This is a genomic window from Vibrio casei, from assembly GCF_002218025.2.
Classification (GTDB): domain Bacteria; phylum Pseudomonadota; class Gammaproteobacteria; order Enterobacterales; family Vibrionaceae; genus Vibrio; species Vibrio casei.
This window is the reverse complement of sequence record NZ_AP018680.1, coordinates 826,883-852,102: the sequence shown is the minus strand read 5'-3', so window position 1 is coordinate 852,102 and position 25,220 is coordinate 826,883. Positions and strand designations below refer to the sequence as shown.

The 25,220-nt window shown below is 41.0% G+C and carries 22 protein-coding genes and 1 pseudogene; 2 read left to right on the top strand and 21 right to left on the bottom strand.

What is annotated here, in order from left to right; translation table 11 throughout:
• Positions 1-32 precede the first annotated feature (32 nt).
• The 20 genes and pseudogenes from VCASEI_RS04140 to gltX form a co-directional block, all read right to left on the bottom strand.
• Positions 33-290: a hypothetical protein gene (locus VCASEI_RS04140; RefSeq protein WP_086957987.1), complete on the bottom strand. Its 258-nt coding sequence runs from the start codon at positions 288-290 to the stop codon at positions 33-35.
• Between the two features lie 51 nt (positions 291-341).
• Complete coding sequence (locus VCASEI_RS04135; protein WP_089110435.1) at positions 342-1,517, bottom strand: glycosyltransferase; 1,176 nt, start codon at positions 1,515-1,517, stop codon at positions 342-344.
• Positions 1,518-1,528: 11 nt separating this feature from the next.
• The gene (locus VCASEI_RS04130) at positions 1,529-2,893 is read right to left on the bottom strand and encodes a protein adenylyltransferase SelO family protein (protein ID WP_086957983.1); all 1,365 of its coding nucleotides are present in this window, start codon (positions 2,891-2,893) and stop codon (positions 1,529-1,531) included.
• Positions 2,883-3,383, bottom strand: coding sequence for a toxin-activating lysine-acyltransferase (locus VCASEI_RS04125; protein ID WP_089110436.1), 501 nt, complete (start codon positions 3,381-3,383; stop codon positions 2,883-2,885). The genes VCASEI_RS04130 and VCASEI_RS04125 overlap by 11 nt, the downstream gene beginning before the upstream one ends.
• A 455-nt stretch (positions 3,384-3,838) precedes the next feature.
• A complete protein-coding gene (yegD, locus tag VCASEI_RS04120; protein ID WP_086957979.1) occupies positions 3,839-5,191 on the bottom strand; it encodes a molecular chaperone in 1,353 nt (450 codons plus the stop codon).
• A 92-nt stretch (positions 5,192-5,283) separates the two neighbouring features.
• Positions 5,284-6,012 carry a siderophore ferric iron reductase gene (locus VCASEI_RS04115; protein WP_086957977.1) on the bottom strand — a complete coding sequence of 243 codons (729 nt, stop codon included), beginning with the start codon at positions 6,010-6,012 and terminating at the stop codon, positions 5,284-5,286.
• Positions 6,013-6,334: 322 nt separating this feature from the next.
• A pseudogene (locus tag VCASEI_RS04110) lies at positions 6,335-6,448 on the bottom strand (IS110 family transposase); the annotation flags it as partial.
• 84 nt (positions 6,449-6,532) lie between these two features.
• Entirely contained in the window at positions 6,533-8,710 is a 2,178-nt protein-coding gene (locus VCASEI_RS04105; RefSeq protein WP_089110437.1) for a TonB-dependent siderophore receptor, read from the bottom strand.
• A gap of 162 nt (positions 8,711-8,872) precedes the next feature.
• On the bottom strand, positions 8,873-9,820 hold the full coding sequence (locus VCASEI_RS04100) for an AraC family transcriptional regulator (protein ID WP_089110438.1): 948 nt from the start codon (positions 9,818-9,820) through the stop codon (positions 8,873-8,875).
• A 13-nt stretch (positions 9,821-9,833) separates the two neighbouring features.
• On the bottom strand, positions 9,834-11,051 hold the full coding sequence (locus tag VCASEI_RS04095; protein ID WP_226983434.1) for a tetratricopeptide repeat protein: 1,218 nt from the start codon (positions 11,049-11,051) through the stop codon (positions 9,834-9,836).
• Between the two features lie 119 nt (positions 11,052-11,170).
• The gene (locus VCASEI_RS04090; protein WP_226983433.1) at positions 11,171-11,959 is read right to left on the bottom strand and encodes an energy transducer TonB; all 789 of its coding nucleotides are present in this window, start codon (positions 11,957-11,959) and stop codon (positions 11,171-11,173) included.
• Positions 11,960-11,987: 28 nt separating this feature from the next.
• Positions 11,988-12,395, bottom strand: coding sequence for an ExbD/TolR family protein (locus VCASEI_RS04085; protein WP_086957972.1), 408 nt, complete (start codon positions 12,393-12,395; stop codon positions 11,988-11,990).
• On the bottom strand, positions 12,392-12,937 hold the full coding sequence (locus VCASEI_RS04080; RefSeq protein ID WP_089110439.1) for a MotA/TolQ/ExbB proton channel family protein: 546 nt from the start codon (positions 12,935-12,937) through the stop codon (positions 12,392-12,394). The genes VCASEI_RS04085 and VCASEI_RS04080 overlap by 4 nt, the downstream gene beginning before the upstream one ends.
• On the bottom strand, positions 12,937-14,307 hold the full coding sequence (locus VCASEI_RS04075; protein ID WP_170924535.1) for a MotA/TolQ/ExbB proton channel family protein: 1,371 nt from the start codon (positions 14,305-14,307) through the stop codon (positions 12,937-12,939). Before VCASEI_RS04075 ends, VCASEI_RS04080 begins: the two co-directional genes overlap by 1 nt.
• Positions 14,307-15,149, bottom strand: a complete 843-nt coding sequence (locus tag VCASEI_RS04070; protein ID WP_086957968.1) for a DUF3450 domain-containing protein — start codon at positions 15,147-15,149, stop codon at positions 14,307-14,309. The genes VCASEI_RS04075 and VCASEI_RS04070 overlap by 1 nt, the downstream gene beginning before the upstream one ends.
• 184 nt (positions 15,150-15,333) lie before the next feature.
• Positions 15,334-16,188, bottom strand: coding sequence for a DUF6999 family protein (locus VCASEI_RS04065; protein WP_086957966.1), 855 nt, complete (start codon positions 16,186-16,188; stop codon positions 15,334-15,336).
• Positions 16,181-16,858 carry an iron-containing redox enzyme family protein gene (locus tag VCASEI_RS04060; RefSeq protein WP_086957965.1) on the bottom strand — a complete coding sequence of 226 codons (678 nt, stop codon included), beginning with the start codon at positions 16,856-16,858 and terminating at the stop codon, positions 16,181-16,183. The genes VCASEI_RS04065 and VCASEI_RS04060 overlap by 8 nt, the downstream gene beginning before the upstream one ends.
• Positions 16,859-17,977 carry a beta-ketoacyl-ACP synthase III gene (locus VCASEI_RS04055; RefSeq protein WP_086957963.1) on the bottom strand — a complete coding sequence of 373 codons (1,119 nt, stop codon included), beginning with the start codon at positions 17,975-17,977 and terminating at the stop codon, positions 16,859-16,861.
• Positions 17,978-18,130: 153 nt separating this feature from the next.
• Positions 18,131-18,691 (bottom strand): diguanylate cyclase, encoded by a 561-nt coding sequence (locus VCASEI_RS04050; RefSeq protein ID WP_086957961.1) that lies wholly within the window; start codon positions 18,689-18,691, stop codon positions 18,131-18,133.
• A 240-nt stretch (positions 18,692-18,931) separates the two neighbouring features.
• The gene (gene gltX / locus VCASEI_RS04045; protein ID WP_086957960.1) at positions 18,932-20,356 is read right to left on the bottom strand and encodes a glutamate--tRNA ligase; all 1,425 of its coding nucleotides are present in this window, start codon (positions 20,354-20,356) and stop codon (positions 18,932-18,934) included.
• 278 nt (positions 20,357-20,634) lie between these two features.
• Between gltX and VCASEI_RS04040 the strand changes: the two genes are divergently transcribed.
• Complete coding sequence (locus VCASEI_RS04040) at positions 20,635-23,418, top strand: cation transporter (RefSeq protein ID WP_089110440.1); 2,784 nt, start codon at positions 20,635-20,637, stop codon at positions 23,416-23,418.
• 152 nt (positions 23,419-23,570) lie between these two features.
• Positions 23,571-24,449 carry a TraB/GumN family protein gene (locus tag VCASEI_RS04035; protein WP_162621016.1) on the top strand — a complete coding sequence of 293 codons (879 nt, stop codon included), beginning with the start codon at positions 23,571-23,573 and terminating at the stop codon, positions 24,447-24,449.
• An 82-nt stretch (positions 24,450-24,531) separates the two neighbouring features.
• On the opposite strand, the gene VCASEI_RS04030 is transcribed toward VCASEI_RS04035, so the two are convergent.
• Positions 24,532-25,056 carry an RNA methyltransferase gene (locus VCASEI_RS04030; RefSeq protein ID WP_086958075.1) on the bottom strand — a complete coding sequence of 175 codons (525 nt, stop codon included), beginning with the start codon at positions 25,054-25,056 and terminating at the stop codon, positions 24,532-24,534.
• Between the last annotated feature and the right edge of the window lie 164 nt (positions 25,057-25,220).

Sequence of the window (25,220 nt, the reverse complement as noted above, 5' to 3'; positions counted from 1 at the left end):
ATGATAAAGACCATATCCTTCCTCCTTCATAATTACAAATTAGAACAACCTAGACCAACTGCAGCACCTGCTAGGGCGCCCCAACCACCTGTGCCAAAACTAATAGCGGCACCAAGTCCTGCACAAGCGACATCTTGGCCTGAAATGCTTCCACCATGCTGACCAGAAGCTTGAAAGCCATTACCTTGGCCACCATAAGTAGTATGGCCTCCGCTTGTATTACTCCCTGAGTATGCACCATCGCCACCACCATCAACCATTGAAATTTCATCAACACTTAAGTTATACATAAATTATTTCCTTATATTTAATTACAGTAAAGAGTACTGCGCTCATAAAAACTATCTTGTTAACCAACCTTTTTTCTTACCCAAAATTTCATCTGAATAACCGAGTAAATTAGGTATCCACGTAATGGACTCTAACAAGGCTGAATATATTGGTGCTGTAATAATTTGCCGGTTTGATAAATCATCAGAAAGTTCAAAGTCTTTTATATAAGATTGCACCAATAAGAAATAAATCATTATATTGGCAGTACCGATTGCAATTGAAATCCAAATACCGGCTGCAACCATAAAACCAAACAAAATAATGCTAGATGGAAATATATACTGTGCTGCGGTAAGCAAAAACCAAGGGGAGGCACATAAGCCTGCGAACCAATGAGTTTTCCATGCTTCTGTATACGCCTCTACTCGTCCCCGAGCCCAGCGCCTGCGTTGATTAAACAGCCCTTTCGCATCTGTTGGGCACTGCGTTGTTGCCTTAGCTTTAGGTGCATACCCTGTTCGATAGCCATTCGATATTGCCTTCCAGCACCACGCGATATCTTCGACCAACCACTCGCTCCAACCACCTAATTGATTCACCACTGAAGCTCGGTGAGCAACAAACGCGCCAGCTAATACTGGAACACAACCTAGTTTGTCTTGCGCGGCTCTTATCGCACCATAAAAGCTAATGTGTTCATAATGCTGTAATTTGCCTATAAAACTGTCTTTATGGTTTTCTGGCGTAATATACCCACAGACCGCAGCGTATTTTTCATCAGACCAAAGCTTAATTACCAGCTCATAGATGCCATTGGTATCGATATAAGTATCACTGTCTACAACGACATAGACCTCTCCAGTAGCAATGCCAAGGTCTAGTACATGATCTAAGGCAAAACCTTTTCTTCCACCATTCACTGGCCTTTCTATTACTTGGAAATCATGGTTCATCTCGGTGTTATCAATCCATTCTTTAACTCTACTGATTGCGTTGTTTGTAGATCCATCGTCAATAACAATAACCTGAATTTGGCTTGGATAATTCTGATCGTTTAGCTTGTTTAGTGCGCAAACCAAATGTTCTTCGTTTTCATTATAGAAAGGTAAAAAAACCGAAACTGTTGGGTCATTGCTATTTTTACACTTCGACTTTTTTAGTTTATAGCACCCAAATAAAACTAAGGTTGTAATAAACGAGAAAAAAGATGTTGCTATTAAAATTACTTCAATCACATCAATCATAACCATCTCACTTATGCTAAGTAACTATTAATAAGCTGACTAATTGATTGATAGTCGTACTTTGTATTCAAGTGCCCCTGAAGAAGGGTAAAAGATGAATATTTGACGTTTCGTAAAGGGAAGCCAATATAATTCACATCTAACCCCTGATTCTCGGCTTCAATGAGAATATTCTGACGAAATTCTTGGTCATTAAAGCGAGTGACCACTCTACGCTCATCGCTTTTAAGCCGCTCTTTTAAACGACTAGCTCGTAGCAAATTTAAATCTGAATGCTCCTCAACTCCTAACTCTATTAACAAGAATTTATTCTCATATTGTTCTAGTAATTTCGAAAACCCCGACGAATATTCTCTTACTTGATTTGGGGGCATTTTCCCTTTCGAGTAATGATTAAGAGTGTCAATGAAGTTAACCAGCCAGGGTTCTATAAGTTCATGATCATCCCATACGGCACCAACACCATTAGCCAATACATAATTTCCAAAATCGGGCACGGCCGTTATGGTGCCAAAGTCTAAGAACCGACCATCAATTGATATATTTGAGCTCGTTAAGGAACCATGTGGGATTCCTTTCACTCTCGATGCTGCAATCTGACAAGCTAGGCGATCAATCATTTTGTTAAGGACATCACCGAGTGACACATTATTTACTTCACCAAAGAGCAATTTAGATAGGTACGGAACGGCCTTTCTTACGCGGTTAGCATCATTATCCCGTAGAAAGCTGTAACTCTCCTCTGGCCAGAAAAAAGTACATCGCTCAAAATGTGCTGGGCGCACAGAAACTTCCCTGATAGCTAAGGCACAGTGTTTATAAGGTGCATTATCTAGGTATCCAAACTTATACTTTGTATTGGTCTTAATAATGGCTAACGTTCGTATTGCTCCGTAGGGTAGATGCTTATGACAGATCTCACCCCATATTGCCTCACTAATAGCCTCATCAATAAATAATTTACCATGTGAGTGGCTTTCAGATATATTCACAGCCACTAAAGGATTACGTCCTATCCCTTTAATCTGAAAATACCCATTCAAGCCGCACCGTGCGCTACCACCGTTACATACTTCATGTCGAGAGCCATACTGATCTGCCATGAATGATTTCTTATCATTAGTTACCATTCTTGTTTTCTTCGTATAACCTTTAGACACATAACTAAAATTATTAATAAGCTCATCTTTAATAATTTTTTCATCAAGTTCAATATTGTACTCTTGAATAAGTTCTTTATTAATCCAAACGACTTCTGCTCCGTTTAGCTTATAGGTATCAAATGAAACAAAGGACTCTTCAGGTAAATCATTACCTATACATGGAGTGTTATCTCTTCCAGCTAACTTATGCGTTTTTAGTAAATCAGTAACCATAAACACTCCGTTTATTCGTTTTGATAATATTACCTTGACTATCTCGAATACAAATATTGATCTCTTTTCTATTCATTTCTGCTGATAAAGTAATGAATCTATAGAGTTCTCTCAATTGACTCATATTATTTTTTTCCACAAACCAATCCACAACTATTAGATTATTTCCTTCATTCCAATTCATTGGCTTTAATGAAAATTTAGGTTGAGTCATGTAGTTATTAAGTGTCAAATCATCTACCCAAGCCCATATAACATATCCTGTAAAACCAACATCGCTAGATAATTTCAAAAACTTATATTGCCTATGAATTACCGCTGGTTTTATCCAATGTAAAAAAGAAGCTAGGTTTAACTCCCTGCGTTTATTGCATTTAGACATCACCTCTACAAATTGGCCTAATTCATGGGTAACTTCTACTTTTGATAAAGGCCCGTAAGGTAACTTGGAAAGTTTATAATTAAAATAAGATACTGGCTTGTATTTCATTAAAACCTACAGAGTATTTAGTATTTAGTATTTAGTATTTAGTATTTAGTATTTAGTATTTAGTATTTAAACCAAATTTTAAACACTAAAAAAAAACCTTACCATTTTATTTAGAACTACGACAAAAATTTCATTATTGATATACATAATTATTACATGCTTACGCAACTTCGATTATTAGGGGTTATTATCTCCATTGTAAACACTCCGTAAAATGAATATTTACAGTACCACTACAACACCTCTCATCTCCTTCAAAAAAGAAATAACTTTAAAATCAATGCACAAAATTTTAAGTATAAGTGTACTTATTGATGAAAAGGCGACACGGTTACATTGCATGAGAAGATATAAAAACAGGAATAATGCACAGAGCATCATATAAAGAAAAGCAGCCCCCAAGAAATATTTCTCGCTGAGGCTACTTTTTATTGTGAACTTATCATTATTTAACGTTAACCAAACACCGTCTGAGCCCAACGCGCTAAACCTGCGGTCACCGAGCCAAAGTAGTTACCACTGACAATCGGCACATTAGGCAGTTGTTGCTCTAAAGCTTGGCGTAAAAAGGGTGAACGTGCACTGCCGCCCGTCATAAAAATCACATCTGGTTTTTTGGTGGCTTGGCTCATCACTTCCGTCACCAAATCCATCATTTTTTGCACCGGTGTGTCTACCGCTTCCACCATTTGATCTAGGGTTACATCAAGCTCTAATAGCTCCGAGGCTACCGGCATTATCAATGCATGTTTGTGAGTATCTGAAAGTCCAATTTTGGCCTCTTCCGCTTTACGCACAATTTGATAGCCAAGCGTATGTTGGTAGGCCGCCAGTAAACGCGCCAACTTTTCTGGTTGCTTGGCTTCTTTTTGTAATAACTTTAGCGATTTCAAATTCGCCGTTTCATAGAAATCTTTTTGCGCCACCACATTATTAATCGCGATAGGATTCCAGAACTGAGTGATCGGCATTTCAATCCCACTGTTCATCTGAGAGCCAAATCCAAATAGAGGCATGATCTGTTTAAACGCGAGATAAATATCCAAATCATTCCCCCCAACCCGCTGCCCGCTATGGCCTAATAAGCTAGAGGTTCGGTCGGTTTTATTTTGCCAACTTGGGCCCATTTCAATTAACGAGCAATCGGTGGTACCACCGCCAATATCCACAACTAATACGGTTTGATTTTGGCTTAAGGTACTTTCATATTCTAACCCTGCCGCAACCGGTTCAAATTGAAACTCGATGTCTTTAAAACCAGCACGAATAGCGGCGTGTAATAGAATATTTTCAGCTTGGCGATTGGCATCATTCCCACCACGGCCATGAAAATTGATCGGGCGTCCAATTACCGTTTGAGTAATGTCTCGTTGAGTTGAAATTTCCGCCTGCGTTTTGATGTTTTTCATCATGCTACACACTAGGTCTTCAAAAAATACCAATTGAGTGGCATGTAAACCGCTCGCTCCTAAAAAGGATTTCGGCGATTTCACGTAGTAAACATCTTGAGGATCGGAAAGGTAAGTATCCAGCGCCTGTTGGCCAAATTGAACGTCGCCAAGTTGCAGCTCAATATCTTCTTCGCGGTTAAGATTAATTGCTCGTCGTAGCGCCTGCTCACCAGCGGCATCTTTGGGCTGAACTTGCATAAAGCGGTACAAATATTCTGCCACCGACTCTCGCGTTGGGGTACAAATCGTGGAGGGGATAAAATGACTCTCGCCTTCAAGTGGCAATAAATGAGGATCGCCATTTTCCATCATTGCGACAGAGCAGTTCGCCGTCCCATAATCAAAGCCAATAAACATCCTAATCTCCACAGCAAGCGCATTTAAAAAAAGGCGCTGATATTAGCGTAGATATGATGAAAATGGCAGTGAATCTTGGTGATCAAACGTGGCTATTTACCTCGAGGGCAGTTATCACATAAGTCACGGCCTTCACATTTATACACCATGCAACAAGTGGTACGAACGTAATGCCATTTGTTTTTCACTAAATCATAATGCAATGAATCCATGGCTTTGGTCGATAGCCCAAAGGCTTCCAACCAACGCTTTGCATGCTGCGGAATATATTCCTGCGGTAAGTCTTTATGTAAATCTTGCAAGCGTAATAACGCCATCACCAACAAATCAGCCAGTAGATGTTGCGTAAAGCCAGGACGAATACGAACATTCTCATCCAATTGACTACGGTAGCGTTCAAATAAAGGCAGTAATTCGCGAGCGGCTATTTTAATCAGTTCTTCTGGCGAACCATCATGCATCGGCGCATCTTGCAGCGTAAAGCCCGCCACAAAGTTGGCATCCCCTCGCCACTGTTGTGCCATCGTCGACATTGATGGCAGTGCATGGATGCCATAAATGCTAATAAAACTCACGTATACCGGCTGCCAGATAAGCAGCGTCCACGTACGGTTTAACCAATACGCATGCCCCGCTTCAGGGTGAGAGAGTTGAAGTTTCGCGTAGATGTCTTGTAGTAATTCTTGATTATTATGATCTGAAAATAGCCAATCATCGCCCTGTGGCGCTTGCACTTGTTCACCAAGTAGTAATTCACCTTTGAGATAAGGCGTCACATGGTCGGCATAATGAAAAAGTTGTTGGTATCTAGGATCACTCACAGAAAAAACTCATCAAGCGTAATTACAGTAAACGTAATGATACTGATTTTTATTTAGATTACAAAGTAAAAAGAGGCTAGAAAGTGAAAATTGTTAGCACCCTCTTATTGCTAATACTTAACCGTTGCTCCAGAAATGAAAAAACGAGTAACTCGGAATCTCTCGCACCAATGACACTCACGTGAAAGCAAAAGCTGATCAGGAAAGAGCGCACTTTGCCGTCTAATAAGCGTTATGCCAATACAGGTAGGAAGTAAAAATGAACGTTGTATATGAATTGCTATATGTACTTTCACTATCCAAACGAGTATGGAGTCAATAGTTAATTCTTAGCTATGTTTTCGTACCACATGACGCCATCTCTTAACAGTACATTTAAGATCACAATCATCTTTCTCGCACAATCTATTATGGCGACTTTCTTAGGTTTTCGGGCGTTTAAAAAACTCTGGAAATTGGCTTTCTGATAAAAAATGCCAGTCAATTTGTTCACTGACTGGCATAATCTTCCTAACCTACTCTAGAAGTTATAATCAAATTTCAATTCAACCGTACGCTCTTCACCGTACCAGCAGTTGGCCGAGTCGTAACAAGCAAACGTATCTTTATCAAATAGGTTATTCACACTAAGGTTTACCGCTGCGCCTTGTAATCCATCGGTTAAGTTACTTAAGTCATACCCCATGGATAAATCAACCACCGTATAGCTAGGCACGGTATCGGTATTGGCGGCATCCATTTCACGCTCTCCAATATAACGAGCACCCGCCCCCAAACGTGTTCCGGCTAGCACACCATCATACAGGTAATAATTCGTCCATAATGTCGCAGCATGTTGCGGCACATAAATAGGCGTTTTTCCTTCAAGGCCCGTAGTATCTTTTGTGACTTCCATATCCATGTAGGTATAGCTTGCCGCGATATCCCAATTCGTCGTCAGCATAGTACGTCCTTCAAGCTCTAAGCCTCGGGAGCGAATTTCTCCAACTTGAATTTTACCTTGATAATTGGGGCTATCCGGATCAGGGACAACCACATCACTCTTCACAATTTGGAATAAAGATGCGGTCATCGACGTCGTATAATCAGACGATAAATATTTCACACCACCTTCAATTTGTTGCCCTGTTGACGGCTCAAAATTCTTCCCGTTCGAATCGGTTCCTGCTACTGGCTCAAAACTGGTAGCATAATTAATGTAAGGTGACCATCCGCTATCAAATTCATATAACGCACCAACTCGATAAGAGAAATTATTTTGATCAATTTTCGTCACACTACCGGCATAGTCACTGGAGGATTGATAATTATCAAATCGCCCACCGGCCATTAACACCACTCGGTTGATATGCATTTGATCTTGGAAGTAGAAGCCCAATTGCTCTACTTTCACATCATCAATATATACACCAGAAGCGGTCACTTTTGAGCGATCAATTTGATTGTTATTGGGTGCAAACGCATTGAAGCTTGGCGCAGTGTAGCCACCGTCATAACCGTAACTGGTGTAATTTGAGCTGCCTTTTAGATGCTGATAATCCACGCCCAATAATACATTATGTTCAACCACGCCTGTATTCACGCGACCCGACAATTGGTTATCGATTGTGAAACCTTCTGAATCTTCATCGGTACTGTAGATATAGCGTTCTAAACTGCCTGTCGTTGGATCCCAACCTGCCGCTGTATGGTAAGTATTTTCTTGATAAAGATCGGCTTTCATAAAACGAGCGTTTTGTAAGAATGACCAATTTTCATTGAAAGAATGGTCGATCTTATAACCTGCCATCCAAAACTCACGTTCAAATTGACTCCAATTTTTATCGCCCATGGAGGCATTTTTACCAATACTTCCATTCGGGTTATCCCATACAGAGCCAGAAGCTGGCATCGCAGAGTTCATCCCCATATTAGGATCGTTCTGATAATAAAAATTAAAATTAATAAGGGTGTTATCAGAAACATACCAATCAAACGACGGAGCAAAAACGTAACGCTCTTCGGTGGTATCATCAACCTGACCATCACGGTGGGAAGCCGAACCAATTAAACGATAATACACATTGGAGTCACCAAGTTGACCAGTAGTATCAATAGACGCTTTAACTAAATTACGAGAACCCGTTGCTAAAGAAAAGTTCGTATTACGTTCTTTTTTCGGAGATTTGGCGATCAAGTTCACCATGCCACCAGGCGGCATAGAACCGTACAAAACTGAACTTGGTCCTTTAAAAATTTCAATACGTTCAAGCGCAATCGGATCAATCTGTGGCTGTAAGTTCCAACCTAATAGATACTGTAAAACCAGACCATCATAATACATCTGGTTATTTTCAAATCCGCGAATGTTGTAATTGTCATACATGGTGACACTGCCACCTTTTAGCTCAGCATTTACTCCTGGCGCATAGCGCAGTGCTTGCTGAACAGACGAAACTCCGCGATTTTCAAATTCATCATTATTAATAACCGAAATAGATTGTGGTGTTTCTTCTGGTTGAAGTGAGGTTTTGGTTGCGGTATTACGGTAAGTTTGCCCAAGAACCGTAATCGTTTCTTGTTCACTTTGTTCCGCATTTGCCTCTGTTGCAAAAACCGAGGGGGCTGAAAGAATACAAGCAATCGCAAGCGCCAACGGCGTAGCATGTAAATAGTTATTTTTTATTAGCGATTTTCTTTTTAGATTTAAACGAGGCATTTTCCCTTCCTACAAAAATTCGTTAAAACCAATTAACGATAATAATTATCATTCACAAAAAGAATAATAACGATTTGCAACAAGGGAAAGTTAACAATTTGGGGCATGTTCGATATTGTCAGGAACTTTTCAGCGAAGTGAGAACTTTCAACCATGTTCGACTTATTCAATTGGTAGCCAGTATTCCATATACGCTTCTTGACTGTTTGTTTGGTAGTTTTCTGAATAGATTTCCAGTTCAAATCCATCAATGCCACTGTAACCACTTTGCGGTAACCAGCGAGTAAAAAACCATTCAAGTTTCGGTTTTAATCCTTCTATTGGCCCTCGATGAGGTAAAACGGCATATTCCTGCGTAGGAATAGATATAAATGAAAGCTGGCTGTTCTCGTTATTGTTATTGTTATTGCTATTTGGGATAGAATCCACATCTTCTGCCGCCCAGTAAGTGAGACGATCAGCATGAACCGTTAAGGTATCAATAACACCATAACGTCGCGGTTGGTTAAGTCGATGAACACCTCCCTGCAAGAGTGACCTCAACATTTCAAATTCACACCAGATTTGAGGGACCGATTTCTGAAAATCCGGTTGGGCAGAAAATAGCCCTGAAATTTCCCCCCTGTGCCCAAGTAAAGAAAAGGCATCCTTATGCTCAATTCGGATTTGGGTAAAGTGCGGTGTGTTTTCTACTAATTTAGCTTCTAGCTTATCATCCACACTCGAAGTAATAGGTTGCCTCAATCCTGTACGAATACCACGTTTACGATACTCCCGAGGTGAGCAGCCAAAAAACTGTTTGAATGAACGACTAAAACTGATTTCCGAGTTAAAGCCGAATGAAAGCGCAATATCAAGTACTCGCTCTGAATGAGAGTCTAATAAGGCTTCTGCCGCGCGGCTTAATTTAATTTCCCGTATATATTGAGCGACATTCACCCCCGTTTCTGCCACGAACACTCGTTGTAACTGCCAACGTGACCAACAACTTTTTTGGGCAATATCTTCTAACGATAAAGCCAAAAAAAGATGCTGATGAATGTATTCCAGCACCTTTTCTATTCGGGTAAAATGCGCAGTATTAACACGACATTGATTGAATTTATTCATTCGACATGGAACATTAGGAAGCCATTCCAGCTTTCTCAAGCTTGTTTTGCAAATACGCAATCCATGTTTGTGCTGACTCCGAAGGCAGCACTTCATTTAAACGTTTCGCTTCTGCCAACGCATCATTATATTTTTCTAAGCGGTAGAGTAAGCGTACTTTCGCTAAACTAAACTCCGTTTTTTCAACATAAGGTTTTGCTTTTTCAATCACCACCACAGCCTTATCGTACTGTTTTTGTTGAATATAAAGTTGAGTTAGCGGCCAGTAATATTTGGCATTACGTTGAGCTAATGATGCCCACGCATCGATCGCTTGTGGCCACTCTCTGGCCGCTTGGTAATAAAGCGCCTGTGTTTTTTGATTGGCTTGAGTTTTCGTGTCGGGGTAAGCGACAAACATTTCTTGTAAAATTCTTGCCGCTCTTTCAGGAATACGGTTTTGCGCGTACAACTGAGATAAGGCTTTATAATCCGTTGCAGTAAACTCGACATTCTGTTTTTTGGCTAATGCATAAGTATCAAGCGCTGATTGTGCTTTATTTTGTTGTAGCTGTGCTGAAATCTGTTGTTGCCACCAGCCTTTGTTATTAGGCTCTATGCGAATAAGCTGAGTTAAGGTTCCTTCGGCATAAGACCATTGCTTTAAGCGTAACTCTGCTATCACTTGCATGCGTAATGCTTGCAACTTTTTATTGGCATCTGGCGCGTTAAATTTCACTAACCAACGGCGAACTTGTGTCCATTTTTGTTGCTGATAGTTGGCAGCCGCTATTCTAAAATAAAGGTCGTTAATGTCTTTGTTATATTGCGCCTTGTCAGCCGGTGCAGGCTTGTAATCAATATTCAATGTTTGTTGATACGCTTTACTGGCCGAGACAAAATCTTGCTGTGAATAAAGAATATCTCCTAGCATTCGATTGGTTTGCCACTGCGCTTTTGGATCTAACGCCTTTAATAAAACAGATTTGCGCAATTCAGCGAGTGAAGATTTAGGTTGCTCGGCTTGCCAGTAATAAATACCAAGTACACGGCTCACAAACGCTTTATCATAATCACGGCTAGGCTTAAATTCTTTTAGCACTTCTATGGCTTTATCAAGCTTATCATTTTGCGCTAATTGACTCGCTTGGCTTAATTTCTTGCCTGCATACGGGCTTAAATTAGCAGCGCCAACCGAAAAAGAAGCACTGAATAAACTTATTATAAAACCACAAAGCAGACACAACCACATCCCTCTCTTATTCACCAACGAAAGGATTAATATAGTACGTTTATGTAACTGAAATGGTCTCATCATCATTGCTCTTAATTCTGAATATCCGTAAAAGTGAGTCTCTTTATTTAACCGAATTATTGACTGATCTTAAATTCAATTTTCACTTGCTGACCGCCTTGTTTTACCGCTTTACCGCCTTCAATTTTAGGCTGGTATTTCCAATTTCTTAGCGCTTGAACCGCTGGGCGAACAAACGCCTTAGTTGGCTCAGCTTGAACCACTTCAATGTTCTCTGGTTTACCTTGCTCACTAATGGTGAAAGACATCACCACAAAACCTTCAACTCGGCGCTTTAATAAACGAGCTGGGTAAGCTGGCTCTGCGCGATAAAGTGGCATGGCTTGTTGCTGCTGACCAATATCATTACCTATTGCTGTATTGATGGTTGGCATGTTCACCGCAACCCCAAAGTCAGACAAGGCAACATTGGTATCAAGTACCGCTTGTGACGCTTCGACTTGAGAAAGTGGCGTTGAGGTAACCGGCGTCGATAACGATTGAGGCTGCACTAACTCTTGTGGTGATTCAGGCACTTCTGGTGGTTCTGGCAGCTTTCGTAAGCGACGTTGCGATTGTGAATCTTGTTCTTGCATCACCATATCAAACGCCATTGGCGCTTGGTCATCCGATATGCCGGTTTTTACGCTACCCACCATCCACGACATAAAGCAAAACAACCCAATTGCCGTCACCAATCCAAGTGGCAACGCCACCAGTAAACGAAACGATGTACGATTAATCCAATGACTGGTATGGCCATTCTCTGTTGTCATTTCTGCACTCATAACTTTTTGCTCATACACATCTTTTCGTTTATGCACATCGATTCGTTCATGCTCGTCTGCTTGTACACCGTTCGCCAACAAACCCTACCGCCATCTACAATACAACTTATGGCTTACTTGCAGTCGCGAGGGCAATTTTAGAAATCCCCGCGCCTTTCGCGGCGTCCATCACCTCAACCACCGTTCCATTATAAGCGTGTTTATCCGCCTGAATAACGAGGCTCACATCCGGTTTATCGATCACTAATTTTTCTAATGCCGCGCCAACACGCTCAGCATCAACACGTCGTTTATCGATATAAACATCATTCGCTGCCGTTACCGCAATAAAAATGCCCGCGTCTTTCTGTGCGGTAGCATGAGAGGCTTGCGGGCGATTCACTTCGACGCCAGATTCATTCACAAATGAACTGGTGACAATGAAGAAAATCAACATAATAAATACAATATCAAGCATCGAAGTCAGGTCAACTTGAGCTTCTTCTTTTGCCTTTGCAGGACGAACTAATCTCATTCGCCACTCCTTAATTGTTGTTCTAAGTGCATCTCTTTACGAGTCGCCACTTTCACTAATCGAGAATGAGCAAACATACCTGCCAATGCGGCAACCATCCCTGCCATCGTTGGTAACGTTGCCATGGAAATCCCAGATGCCATTAACTTTGGATCGCTACTACCAGACAGTGACATTAAATCAAATACCGCAATCATTCCGGTCACCGTACCAAGTAAACCAAGCATTGGGCATAAGCTCACTAATGCTTTGATCAAATCAAGATGCTGAGTCAGCATGACATGAGCTTGCTGTAACATGCCTTCTTTCTGAGCAAGGGCGTACCATGAATCATGTTCCTTTCTTAGCTTCCACTCCCCAATCCAAGCAACTTTCGCTGCACGATAGGAAAAGCTTAAAAATAAAATACGTTCAATAATGAGCACCCAACACAGCATCACAATAGCGGCAAGCCACCATAAGACTTGCCCACCGCCCGCCATAAACTCGGCTAAATTAGACGAGAATAGGTTAGGAAAATCGGTTGATAGCCAAGTAAACATTACGCATAAACCTGAGAAGATGAATCCGATTCAAGCTCAGCACGCTTTGCCACTAAGCTCACACCTTGTTTTTCCAAAGTATTACGAATCACTTCAGCGCGATTAGAGAGAATATTATGCGCCAGTAATAATGGCATCGCAGCAACCAAGCCCAGAACCGTTGTGATCAAAGCCATGGAAATCCCACCAGCCATCACTTTTGGATCGCCATTACCAAATTGAGTGATCACTTGGAACGTTTCAATCATCCCCGTTACCGTTCCCAGCAAACCTAACATTGGAGCTAATGCTGCGAATAGTTTCAACATCGATAAACCACGCTCAAGCCCTTGCTGTTCATCTAAAATACTTTCTAGCAAACGTAACTCTAACGATTCAACCGACTGTTTCTTCTCTTTGTTATACACGCTAAGAATTCGACCTAATGGATTGTCGGTTGGAGTTTCTGGTTGTTTGAGTTGTTTCGAGATTTGTTGTTGTGTCATTGATAAGCGAACACCTCGGATAATCGCAATAACTAAGCCAATCAGAAGAATCACTAAAATGATTTTTCCGACAATACCTGCTTGGTCGATACGTTGCATCAGAGTTGGCTGATGTGCGTATTGCTCTAGCATCACACCACGTGTTGGATCAATTAATATAGGCTGGTTCGGTTCAGATTTGAGAGCAGATAAACTTGGCACCTCAGAAGGTAATGCTAAATAATTAGACGCTTGTTGACGAGCAAAGTCCCACTGCACATAACCTTGTTCCGATAACATCGCCATATCACCAATGCGCATCACTGGAAGTTGCGTCGTTTTTCCATCTCCTTGAACAAAAGGAATAGAAGTAAGCGCCAATTCACTGCCTGTTCTCGCTTTATAATCCATTGCTTGCCATAAATTCGTTAACAATTTTAGTGAAGGTAGCGCATCGGTGTTGATCACTTTCTCAAGCTGAACATCAAAGGCTTTTCCTTTTTCACCAAGTAATGAATTTTGATAATTTAATTGGGCATCTTTTGCAGCTTGGCGTACCACACCAAATAATTCACCTAAACTGCCGGTGGCCAAATTCAGTTCTTTTTCTTTATCCGCCAGAATTTCTTCATTGGCTGAAAAAGTATCACTTAACGTAGTATTTTCTTTTTCGATTTGAGCCAGTTGCTTTGCAAGACGATTACGCTGCGTGGTTAATTGGACGCGCTCTTCTGCGCTTAAGATCACGCGCTTCTGGTTATGTGCATTTTCAGACACTTGTTCAGCTTTTGCCTTATTGTCTAAGTTGGCAAGATCATCAGCCGATACTTGAAAAGCCGTTACCAATAAAACACAAGAGGTAAGCAGTACAGATAAAGTGCGAGGCATTTTAGTAAAAGACAACATTATTTCGCCTCCGATGATGGTTGAGTTCCCGACGAATCACTCACCTTGGTGACCGACAGAGGAAGAGTCAATAAACTAGGTGCTTGCTGTTTAGCCGCCATGGCATACGCTTTATTAATTTCGGCTTTTTGGTCTGAATTCACTTCTTGCCATTGTTTTTCAGCTTGCGACCATAACCATGCGTGCTGCGCATCTTTACTGCGGGCTAATAATGTAATACGGCCTACGTACAATAAATCCACCTGGCGAGTATCACTGTCTGCTAACTCAATCTCCCCTTCATACGTGCCTAACTTTGAGCCATAATCAAGTTCAATTTGGTAAGCTTCAAGAATGCGGCGGTATTTTTCAGCATCGGAAATATCAGCGCGTCCCATCAGCGTTTTCAAGTCATCGAGACGCTTTTCACGGCTTTGCAATCGAACCGGAACGCCTTGTTCTACCAATGATTGCAAACCATCAATCATGTGGTACATCAAAGGAACCACACCCTGGCGAGTTTCTGCAATATCAATTAATTGTGAATCAATATTTGTTTTTTCCGCTTCTTGACTCGCAACCAATTTGTTAAGGTGATCTTGATACAAAGATAAGTTGTCTACTTGAGCTTGAAGTTGTTCTACTTCAGCCTGTAGTTGAAAGCTTTGGTCTGAGTTAGCATCAATCTTTTTTTGAGCATTTGTGGCGTTTTGATTAGTTTGACGCTCAATATTACGAGCATTACTGAGAGAATCTGCCGACACAGAGAAAGAACTGACGGAAAGCCATGTAACGAATAATGCGTTGACCCAACGGGTATGGGTTCGGTGAGAAGCTGACTGTACAAATAATGAAGATAACATGTGATGTCCATTTGAATGTCTAATGTATCAGGTGAGCGTTCTTCACCTGAACCGCGGATAAACTTATTTCAATGAGGACACATTCTATATCATGATAAACTAAAAGTTAATGATAATAGTTACCATTAAGGAATAAAGTACAATTCACTTTGATTAATATCAGGTTACCTTCTAAAAAATGTATTTATTTCCTCTTTTCCCCTCTTGTCCTATAAGATTCCAACTCTGCATATAAATGTTCAGTAAAAAAACCATGCATTAAGAACCGTTGACCTAAATTCCATGGACCTACAAAATACAAAGGGTATTGGTTGTAAGCCATATTCGACAGAGATGGATCTCCTATTATCTGACCAATTCGTATCGCAAGCGACTGATCTAAATTAAAGCCATTGATGGCATCTCGATACTCTTCTTTCGTCAATAAAAGACAAAATAAACACATAAATAATGCATGAGCACTTTCAAAATCTAAGCATTGAGTCCAACGCTCTTCTACTTCAAATTCATCCATTTGTATCGGCTGCCAATACTCCCACTTAATGTCAGTTTTGGGATGGTGGCGTTTTTCCCACGGCCCTAAATCTGCAAAGGTGTCAAACAAGCACTGATCGTGGTCCACAAAACTGGCGCCCAACATATCTTTAATTGTTTTAGGGTATAAATTAACAGGAGCAACAGGGGTTAACGTATCACGTTCTCGATGATGGCTATTTTCAATCAAAAAATTTAATACATTGGATTCAGTAGCGTAATGTCTAAGGATCAATAAATTTGCTTCTTTTTTGACAAAATGGATGCAGAACCAACAAATCAGCTTTTGCAATGATTGGTGGGCGCTAAAGGCAGGTAATGGTAACCGCTTAAACAACCAAACAAGATGCAACAACATCACAAAAATAAGTTGTAAAACAGGCCGAACGATCCAACGCAATGGGTTATTTAAGTCCTTTAACCATAAGTCCACCGCCGCTTTTTCAATAGGCAATGAATTGTCGACAGCAATAGCACGCATCATTGCAGAGTAAGATTTAGGCATCGATTTCCTCCAGTTGAAGTGCGTATAAGCGGCCAACCACTCTTGCTGTACGCGTAATAGACTTTAATTGTTCGTCATTTTGACAAACTCTATCAATTAATTTATACAGTTTTTCTAAATGCTCTTGGTCGTTTTCTCCGTGGTATTGCATAAATTGAGTACCATTATCTCGATGCAAACAAGACTGAATTTGCTTTGCCCACCCATTTGCCATTTTATGACCAAGGCCTTCAATAATCCACATCGCCCCAATCATATCAATTGGGTTGGGTTGGCTGGCTCGGTACATCATAAAGGCATGTAATGCTTCCGTTCCCGCGTTACGATCGTGATTTTGAATATCCTCTAATTTTCCACCAACATTGATATAATCTTGCTCTAACACTAAGTAATCTCGATGCTCATCTTTAGCATGTTGAATAATTTCAGAACGTACATCGCTATAATCTCGATCAAAACTAGAGGCTGTGCGGCTTATCCAACGAGATCCTTCGATGACTTGCTGGCGCATATTAAGCAATAAGCATCGGTAATCGTCTTCATTAAACAGCCCTTTTTCTAATCTTGAGATAATCGAAACTCGCCCCACTTGCCTTTCAAAATCAAACCATATTTTCATCAGTTGCTGTAAGCATTGCTGTCCTTGCTCACTAATCACATACTTATCCATTTATCTTTCCTCTTCCACAACCGTCAGCTTCATATAAGCGTTATTAAACCGACCACTTTCCGGCACCATACACAGGATACTGTCGCCGACTTGGTAATGTTGAGTACGCCGAAATTCATCTAACATAATAAAAATAGACGCGCAGCCCGTATTCCCTCGCTCATAAAGATTGGTATACCACTTATGCTCAGGCACTTCACAACCGGCCTTTTTCAACATATCAAAGATAGGTTTACGGAAATAATCGGATGAGTAATGACAAAGCAGATGATCAATGTCATCGACCTTAATCCGCCCTTCACCAATCAATCGTAAAAAACCATCGACACCAAGTTTCACGATGTTATCAAGTAGGCGAACATCTTGACGAAGCAAAATTGCCCCCGCGGCTTCCGCTTGCGCGTAGCTTGGGTAGTCCTGCCAACTGGTAAAATCTTGTCCTTGCTTTCCGTCCGTTTGCCCAACAGACATGCAAACAGGATAAGCGTCAGCATGAGAAAAACTTCGAATCCAATTTATCTTAAAACACAAGCCCCTAGGTTTAGTTTCTAGCAACAATGCCCCTGCACCATCGGATAACATCCAACGTAAAAATTCAGCATTAAAATCCAATTGAGTCTTCGCCGCTTCATATCTGCTGGCTTTGAATAATCGAGAGGCTAACTCACTGGCCACCACAACAGCATTGGTATGTTCACCAGCCAGTAAATGGGTATACGCCACTTTTAATGCCATCAAACTGCTCGAACAAATCCCATGGCTAGAATGTATTTCAATATCCGATAAACCCGTTTCGGCTTGAACCATTGAAGCAAAACCAGGAAGTACCAAATCACCTTGGCTGGTCGCCGCACTTAGCATTTGAATTTTACGTGCATCTAAATAACTTTGAGAGAGGCAGTTTTGAATGGCTTCTGCTGCCATTTCAGCGTTGGAGATATAGGTTTTATGATCGCGTGTTATCGCATAGTGTCGAGCTTGGATCCCATTAGAGGCGAGTATTCGTTTTTTTAAGCGACTTGGTTTTCCAAAAACTTTGCCTAATATTTCTTCCATCTGATCATTTGAAACAGGGTTACCCGGTAAGTAATAACCAGAAGAGGTAATATAAACATCCATGTTTTATCCTTTTAATATTGACTGTGAACCCCTTATATTCCTAAGTAGATTATAAGATGGACTTAGCATCTTTAGCATCTTTAGCATCTTTAGCATCTTTAGCATCTTTAGCATCTTTAGCATCTTTAGCATCTTTAAGTCATTTGGGCATGTTCATCTATTGGGATGCATTTGTTTACGTAAACAACGAATGTTTTCTTCTAGGTATGGAAAAACACAAATTATCGCCATAAAGCTAAGGTAAGTTGTTAAAAACCATGTTCCGCCATGCTGATATTCCATCGGAATAAGTTGCATCTGCCCTTGCCAATTAAGCTGAATCAAATCAATCGCTACAGGCCAATTAATAACCATAATCAATGCCAACATATATAAGGGTAAAGTGGCTAAATAACTGTGAGCGTGCATTTCCCAAATACTAATATGCCTTTTTCCTGAGGCATACGCCACATCCCAGTGAGCAATGCACTCATGCAAAAGCCAAGCAAATATGCAAATGATAAGAACCAGCACATTAACCCGATACAATAAGCAAAAAAGGATGGGGATACCCACTTGAATACCCATTACGCTATGCATCAGCGATTCTTTTAAACCTGAGGTCACTTCAATTTTAGTCGCGCGGTGGCAGCACCAGTCCACAAACCCAGCAACGCCCCATAATGGTAGAAAAAGGAACAATAAAACATTGATCAATAGTTGCGAGGTATCCATCCATTATTTTCCATTGTGAGTTTCATTAAATCATACGATTGGTATTACTATGCCAGTGCATGACGAATATGTCATATAAAGCCAATGGCTTTGATAATAAAGTCGCATAAACGATTGAGATTTATGAAAATGTTTAATAAATAAGAATTCAAAGGCAGGTATATAAAAGAATAAAAAAAGCCACTGAACACTCAGTGGCTTAAAAGTATCACACAATATGAATTACAACATTGGCACCTATTAAGCGTTGGCTTCACGCTCTGCAATAAACGCTAATGCCATTTTGATACGAGCAGTTACACGCTCTTGACCAATTAATTGCATCGTAGCATCAACAGAAGGCGATTGACCGCCACCCGTTACCGCAACGCGTAATGGCATGCCGATTTTACCCATACCTATTTCTAGCTCAGCACAAACGGCTTCAATCACGTCATGTAAATTTTCAGTGTTCCATTCGGTTAATGCTTCAAGTTTACTAAGCGCTAATTCTAATGGCTCACGAGCAACACCACGTAGATGCTTCTTCGCTGCTCCTGCTTCAAATTCACTGAAATCTTCGTAGAAATAACGAGACTGCTGCGCAAGCTCAATCAAAGTATGGCAACGCTCTCCAACCAATTTGATCACTTCAGTAATAGCAGGGCCATTATCCAAACTAATTTCTTGTGCATCCAAGTGCCACTTTAGGTATTTTGCAACATATTCTGGCTCTGATGTTTTGATATAATGATTGTTCAACCATAACAATTTATCAGTATTGAATGCTGATGCTGATTTGCTGATTCCATCCAAGCTAAAGAATTCAATCATTTCGGCTTGTGAGAAAATTTCTTGATCGCCATGAGACCAACCTAAGCGAACTAGGTAGTTATTCAATGCATTCGGCAAGTAACCTTCATCACGGTATTGCATTACGCTTACTGCGCCATGACGTTTTGAAAGCTTGGCACCGTCATCACCTAAGATCATTGCACAGTGAGCGAAAGTCGGAACTGGCGCGCCTAGTGCTTCATAGATGTTGATTTGGCGAGGCGTGTTGTTGATATGATCTTCACCACGTACCACATGAGTAATACCCATATCCCAATCATCAACTACGACACAGAAGTTGTAAGTTGGAGAGCCGTCAGTACGACGAATGATTAAGTCATCCAATTGGCTATTTGAAATTTCGATACGGCCACGGATTTGGTCTTCAAATACTACCGAACCTTCTTTCGGGTTACGGAAACGAATTACGCATGGCTCACCGTCTTTTGCTGCTTGGTTTACTGCAACAATTTTTGGATGATTGGCATCATAGCGAGCCATTTCTTTATTCGCTTCTTGCTCTGTACGAATTTCATCCAATAATTCTTTTGATGCGTAGCATTTATAGGCTTTGTCTTCGGTTAATAGCTTATCAACCATTTCGTTATAACGATCAAAACGCTTAGTTTGGTAATAAGGACCTTCATCCCAATCCAAACCCATCCATTGCATGCCTTCTAAAATTGCATCCACCGCTTCTTGGGTTGAACGTTCAATATCGGTATCTTCAATACGTAAAACAAATTCACCGCCTTGGCTTTTTGCGTATAACCAAGAATAAAGAGCTGTACGTGCACCACCAACGTGTAAATAGCCAGTTGGGCTAGGAGCAAAGCGTGTTTTAACCGTCATGAAAAATACCTTATCGATTGTTTTTATAAAGTAGGTTTTATAAAAAAGATTTACTCACTTACTGGTTAATCATCAGTATAGTGGCATAAGTTGCGCGTATTCTAACACCCTATGCTAGGCACTAAAATAGCCAGAGATTAATTTGATGACAAACCTTTTACTTATCAATATTCTTTCCTTATCAATATAAAATCCTCCGCTCACCAATATAAAGAAAAAGGCTTGACCTTGACGTTATGGGAAGGTTCATAGTACCAGCATCAAGTAAGGAGAACGATATGACCAATTATCAATTAGAACTGCACGGACTCAACTGCATGGGGTGTGCCAAGAAAGCACGTAACGCATTTGAATCACTAGAAAATACTACGGTAGTAGACATTTCACCTTCGCATGCTCAAGTCAAAACTTTGGCTTCTTTAGATGAACTTATTAACGTTATTACACCATTAGGTTATCAAATTTTTCAAATACAGCACTTCGATTTAAGTGGATTAAGCTGTGGGCGCTGTGTCAATAAAGTAAAAGAATCTTTAAACTCACTAGATTCAATTGAGCGCATTCAAGTAGATAAAACATCATTAGAAGTAATAGGTAATATTGAAGAGCAAACCATTATTCAATTGATCTCTGATCTTGGTTATCAAGCGAAACCAGTAACGGTTAATGACAGCCAACAAAAGAAAGTGGAAGAGAAAATAAACAACACAGAAAATGAAGAATCACCGCAACCACACCTAACACCAACAGAAACAGAAACAGAAACACAGCAATATCAGCAGTTCTTGATCTCAGGCATGACCTGCGCGAGTTGTGTGTCTTCTGTTGAAAAAGCCATTAATAAGATCAATGCCGTTCAGCAAGCGCAAGTCAACTTAGCCGAACAAACCGCTTGGGTGATTATCGATCCCACCATCACAGGGCAAGCACGAATGGATCAAGAGCAATCGATCATCCACTCAATTGCGCAAGCAGGTTATCAAGCCGAGCTAATTAAAAATGATGATGAGATGCGCGCTCAGCAGCAACAGCAATTTGAAAGAGCCTTAAAAACCAACAAACAAAATGCTATAGCAGGATTAATCATCGGTGGGCCTTTAATGTTGTGGGGAGTGTTCGGCGGCAATATGATGATATTAACTCGGACCGACCAATGGGCGTGGGGTATTATTGGTATTGTTTGTTTTATATTACTTGCCACCGCAGGTAAATCTTTCTTTACCAATGCGCTGCAAGCTCTGCGTCACAAACGTGCAACTATGGACAGTCTCGTCGCCTTAGGCACTGGCTCTGCTTGGCTTTACTCTATGATGGTGACACTATTCCCGGATTGGTTTCCTATGCAAGCCCGCCATGTGTATTACGAAGCAAGCGCCATGATTATTGGTTTAATCTCACTAGGTCATTACATTGAAGCAAAAGCAAAAGCTAGAACCAATGACTCTTTGCAAAGTTTGATTAACCTTCAACCTAAAACCGCCATCGTGATAATTGATGGAAAAGAAAACAACATGCCCGTCAAGCAAATCAAAACCGGTATGCATATTCGGGTTAAACCGGGCGATAAAATCCCCATTGATGGCAAGGTAATCACTGGTGAGTCCTACGTAGATGAATCCATGCTAACTGGCGAACCTGTCGCCATCATGAAAGGTGCCGACCATAAAGTCTTTGCAGGTACCGTTAACCAAGATGGCAGCTTAGTGATAGAAGCCACCATGGTAGGCGATCAAACCAGCTTAGCCCGAATCATTCAATTGGTTCGACAAGCTCAAAGTAGCAAACCCGCTTTAGCTAAATTGGCCGATAAAATTTCTGCCGTCTTTGTACCTATCGTCATCGCCATTGCCTTGTTTTCTGCCATGATTTGGTATTTTGTTGGCCCTGAACCACAAATAAGTTATATGTTGGTCGTCGTCACAACCGTATTAATTATCGCTTGCCCATGTGCACTCGGTTTAGCCACACCACTTTCTATCACCGTTGGGGTCGGTAAAGCCGCAGAAATGGGCATTCTGATCAGAGATGCCGAAGTGCTGCAAACCGCCAGTCAAATTCAAACCGTCGTCTTTGATAAAACAGGCACTCTCACCCAAGGTAAACCAAGTGTTCAGCAAGCCTTTTACTTTGATAATGGGAAAGCCAATCATAGTATTATAGATGACCATACGATCGCCTTACTTTCAGCTATCCATACTATTGAATCGCAATCTGAACACCCTTTAGCCCAAGCGGTGTGCCAATATATTGAAGCTCAAGTTGACAGCATTAATACCCAATTATCTATTACTGATTTTAAAGCCGAACGAGGCTTAGGCGTTCATGCCATATGGAATCAATCAGAAATATTAATTGGAAGTCCTCGCTACTTAACAAATAAAGGGGTTGAAATGGTCGATGGCCAAAAAGCGTTATCAAGCCTTAGTCAACAAGCTCATACCCCTATCGCCGTTTCTGTCAATGGCACCCTAAGCGCTGTTTTTGGTGTAGCAGATCCTATTCGGGATGATTCAAAACAGACTATATCGGCACTTAAATCACTTGGTATCAAGGTCGTCATGTTATCTGGTGACAATAAAACGGTCGCCGAAGTCATTGGTAAACAATTAGGCATTGATCAAGTCATTGCTGAAGTGCTTCCTCATGAAAAAGCAGAAAAGATACAAATGCTTCAACAAGAAAATGGCGGGAAAATTGTCGCGATGGTTGGTGATGGCATCAACGATGCACCAGCATTAGCTCAAGCCGATGTCAGTATTGCCATGGGAAGTGGTTCAGATATCGCGATAGAAAGTGCCAGCATGACACTATTAAATTCTTCACCGATTGCCATAGTGAATGCCATTGCACTCTCCAAAGCTACCTTAAGGAACATTAAACAAAACTTGTTAGGTGCCTTTATATATAACACCTTAGGCATTCCTATTGCCGCAGGCATTTTATACCCAGCATTTGGTTTCTTACTTAGCCCGGTCGTCGCTGGTGCAGCAATGGCATTATCTTCAATTACTGTTGTCAGCAATGCTAACCGCCTAAGGTTATTTAAACCAAAGCACAAATAAACCGTCTATTTTTCATCATAAAAAAACCGAAAGAGCAAGCTAGCTAAGTGCACACTTACTTGAGTTATCTTGTTCTTCTTCGTAGGATAGGCATTCATTGAACGTGACGCCACTCTCGGCAGATGCCATCTATTTCAATAAAAAGGTTTAACATGAAAAATTGGGTGCAGCTGATTGTCTCTTTCCTCGCCATTCCAACCACGTTATTTAGCGCCACTCTCCACGCTGAACCCATGGTATGGAAAGCCATCAAAGACAACCAACAATTAATGTTAATTGGCACGATACATTTAGGACAAAAAAGTATGTATCCCCTACCAAGCCAATTAGAACAATTCATGAAGCAAAGTGATGGCCTAATATTAGAAGCGGATGTCAACGCCCCCCCACCCAAGATCGATTTTAGTCATGCTACTCTAACTGTAAATATACTCACTTCAGAACAAAGAAAAAAATTAGAGGATATCGCCACAGAATTAACACTCGACACAACCGCCTTGCTACACTTCCCGCCATGGCTCACCGCGATTAGCATTGAAAACCAAGCATTTCAAACTTTAGGTTACGACGCGAATCTTGGTGTGGACTCGGTTCTCGCCGATCAAGCCCAAGCTCTTAAGCTACCACTACTCACGTTCGAAACAATCACTCAGCAACTCAACATGCTGCAAAATTTACCCGAAGATGGAAAAAGCTTATTACTTGATACCCTTGAAAGTTGGCACGAAGAAAAAGGGTTTTACCAGTGCATGATACAACGCTGGCAGGATGGCGATAAAAGTGGGCTACTGAAATTGCTATCACTGGGGGGATGGGACGAGGACACCAGCCAATCTTTGCTGTATAGCCGCAATCAAATTTGGAGCGATAAGATACAAGACCCAACGTTTTTATCACCAAAAGGCCAGTATGTCATCGCTGTCGGCACACTACATCTTATTGGTGAAAATAGCCTAATTGAACACTTGGAAAAAGACGGTTATCACATTGAACTTATCACTCAAAGCCAATCTAGCCACTGTCGAATCTAAGATCTAGGCGATCTTGATTCTCAATGCTGTCTAGGTTCTAAATAATCTAGTATCTAAACACTCTGGAATAGGCTATTTTTTCCTAAACAATCAAATGATTACGGTTGTCTCGACTTTGACGAATAAGATCATCGCCTTGTTCAACATTAGATGATTTAGCTAAGCGGTCATACAGCAATACGTTAACCGTAGCGGCTAAATTCATGCACCCAACCGTTGGAACATAAACAACCGAATCCGCTTTTGATATCACCGCTTGGTCGATACTGCCATCTTCTGGGCCAAATACGTAAATCGCTTTTTCAGGATGAACAAAAGCAGGTAATGGTGTCGCGCCCTCTGCCAACTCCACACACACAATTTTAGTATCAGCATCTAAACCAGAGAGCATTTCATCCACACCATCTAGCGGTATATGACGAGCAGCACTTTTAGTGTCCGTATGAAACTTTACCGCTTTTTCATAACGCACTCCCGTATACCGAACCGCATCCACACGATAACACCCAGCTGCGCGCATAACTGCCCCTACATTTGAAGGGCTTTTAGGATTGGTTAAACCAATAGCGACATAAGAATGAGTAAGGTGAGAGTTTGAAGTAAGCATAAAGATGTCATCGAAGAAAAAAGTGAGCGTATAGTAGCAAACAAAAGCAAAAGGGTCTTGCATCAAAACACAAGACCTTCGATAAGATTAACCTAATTGTACACGCCTAACTTGAGGCCGCAATTTCATTGGCCATGTTCATTTACCGCCTAACTGCAACTCCG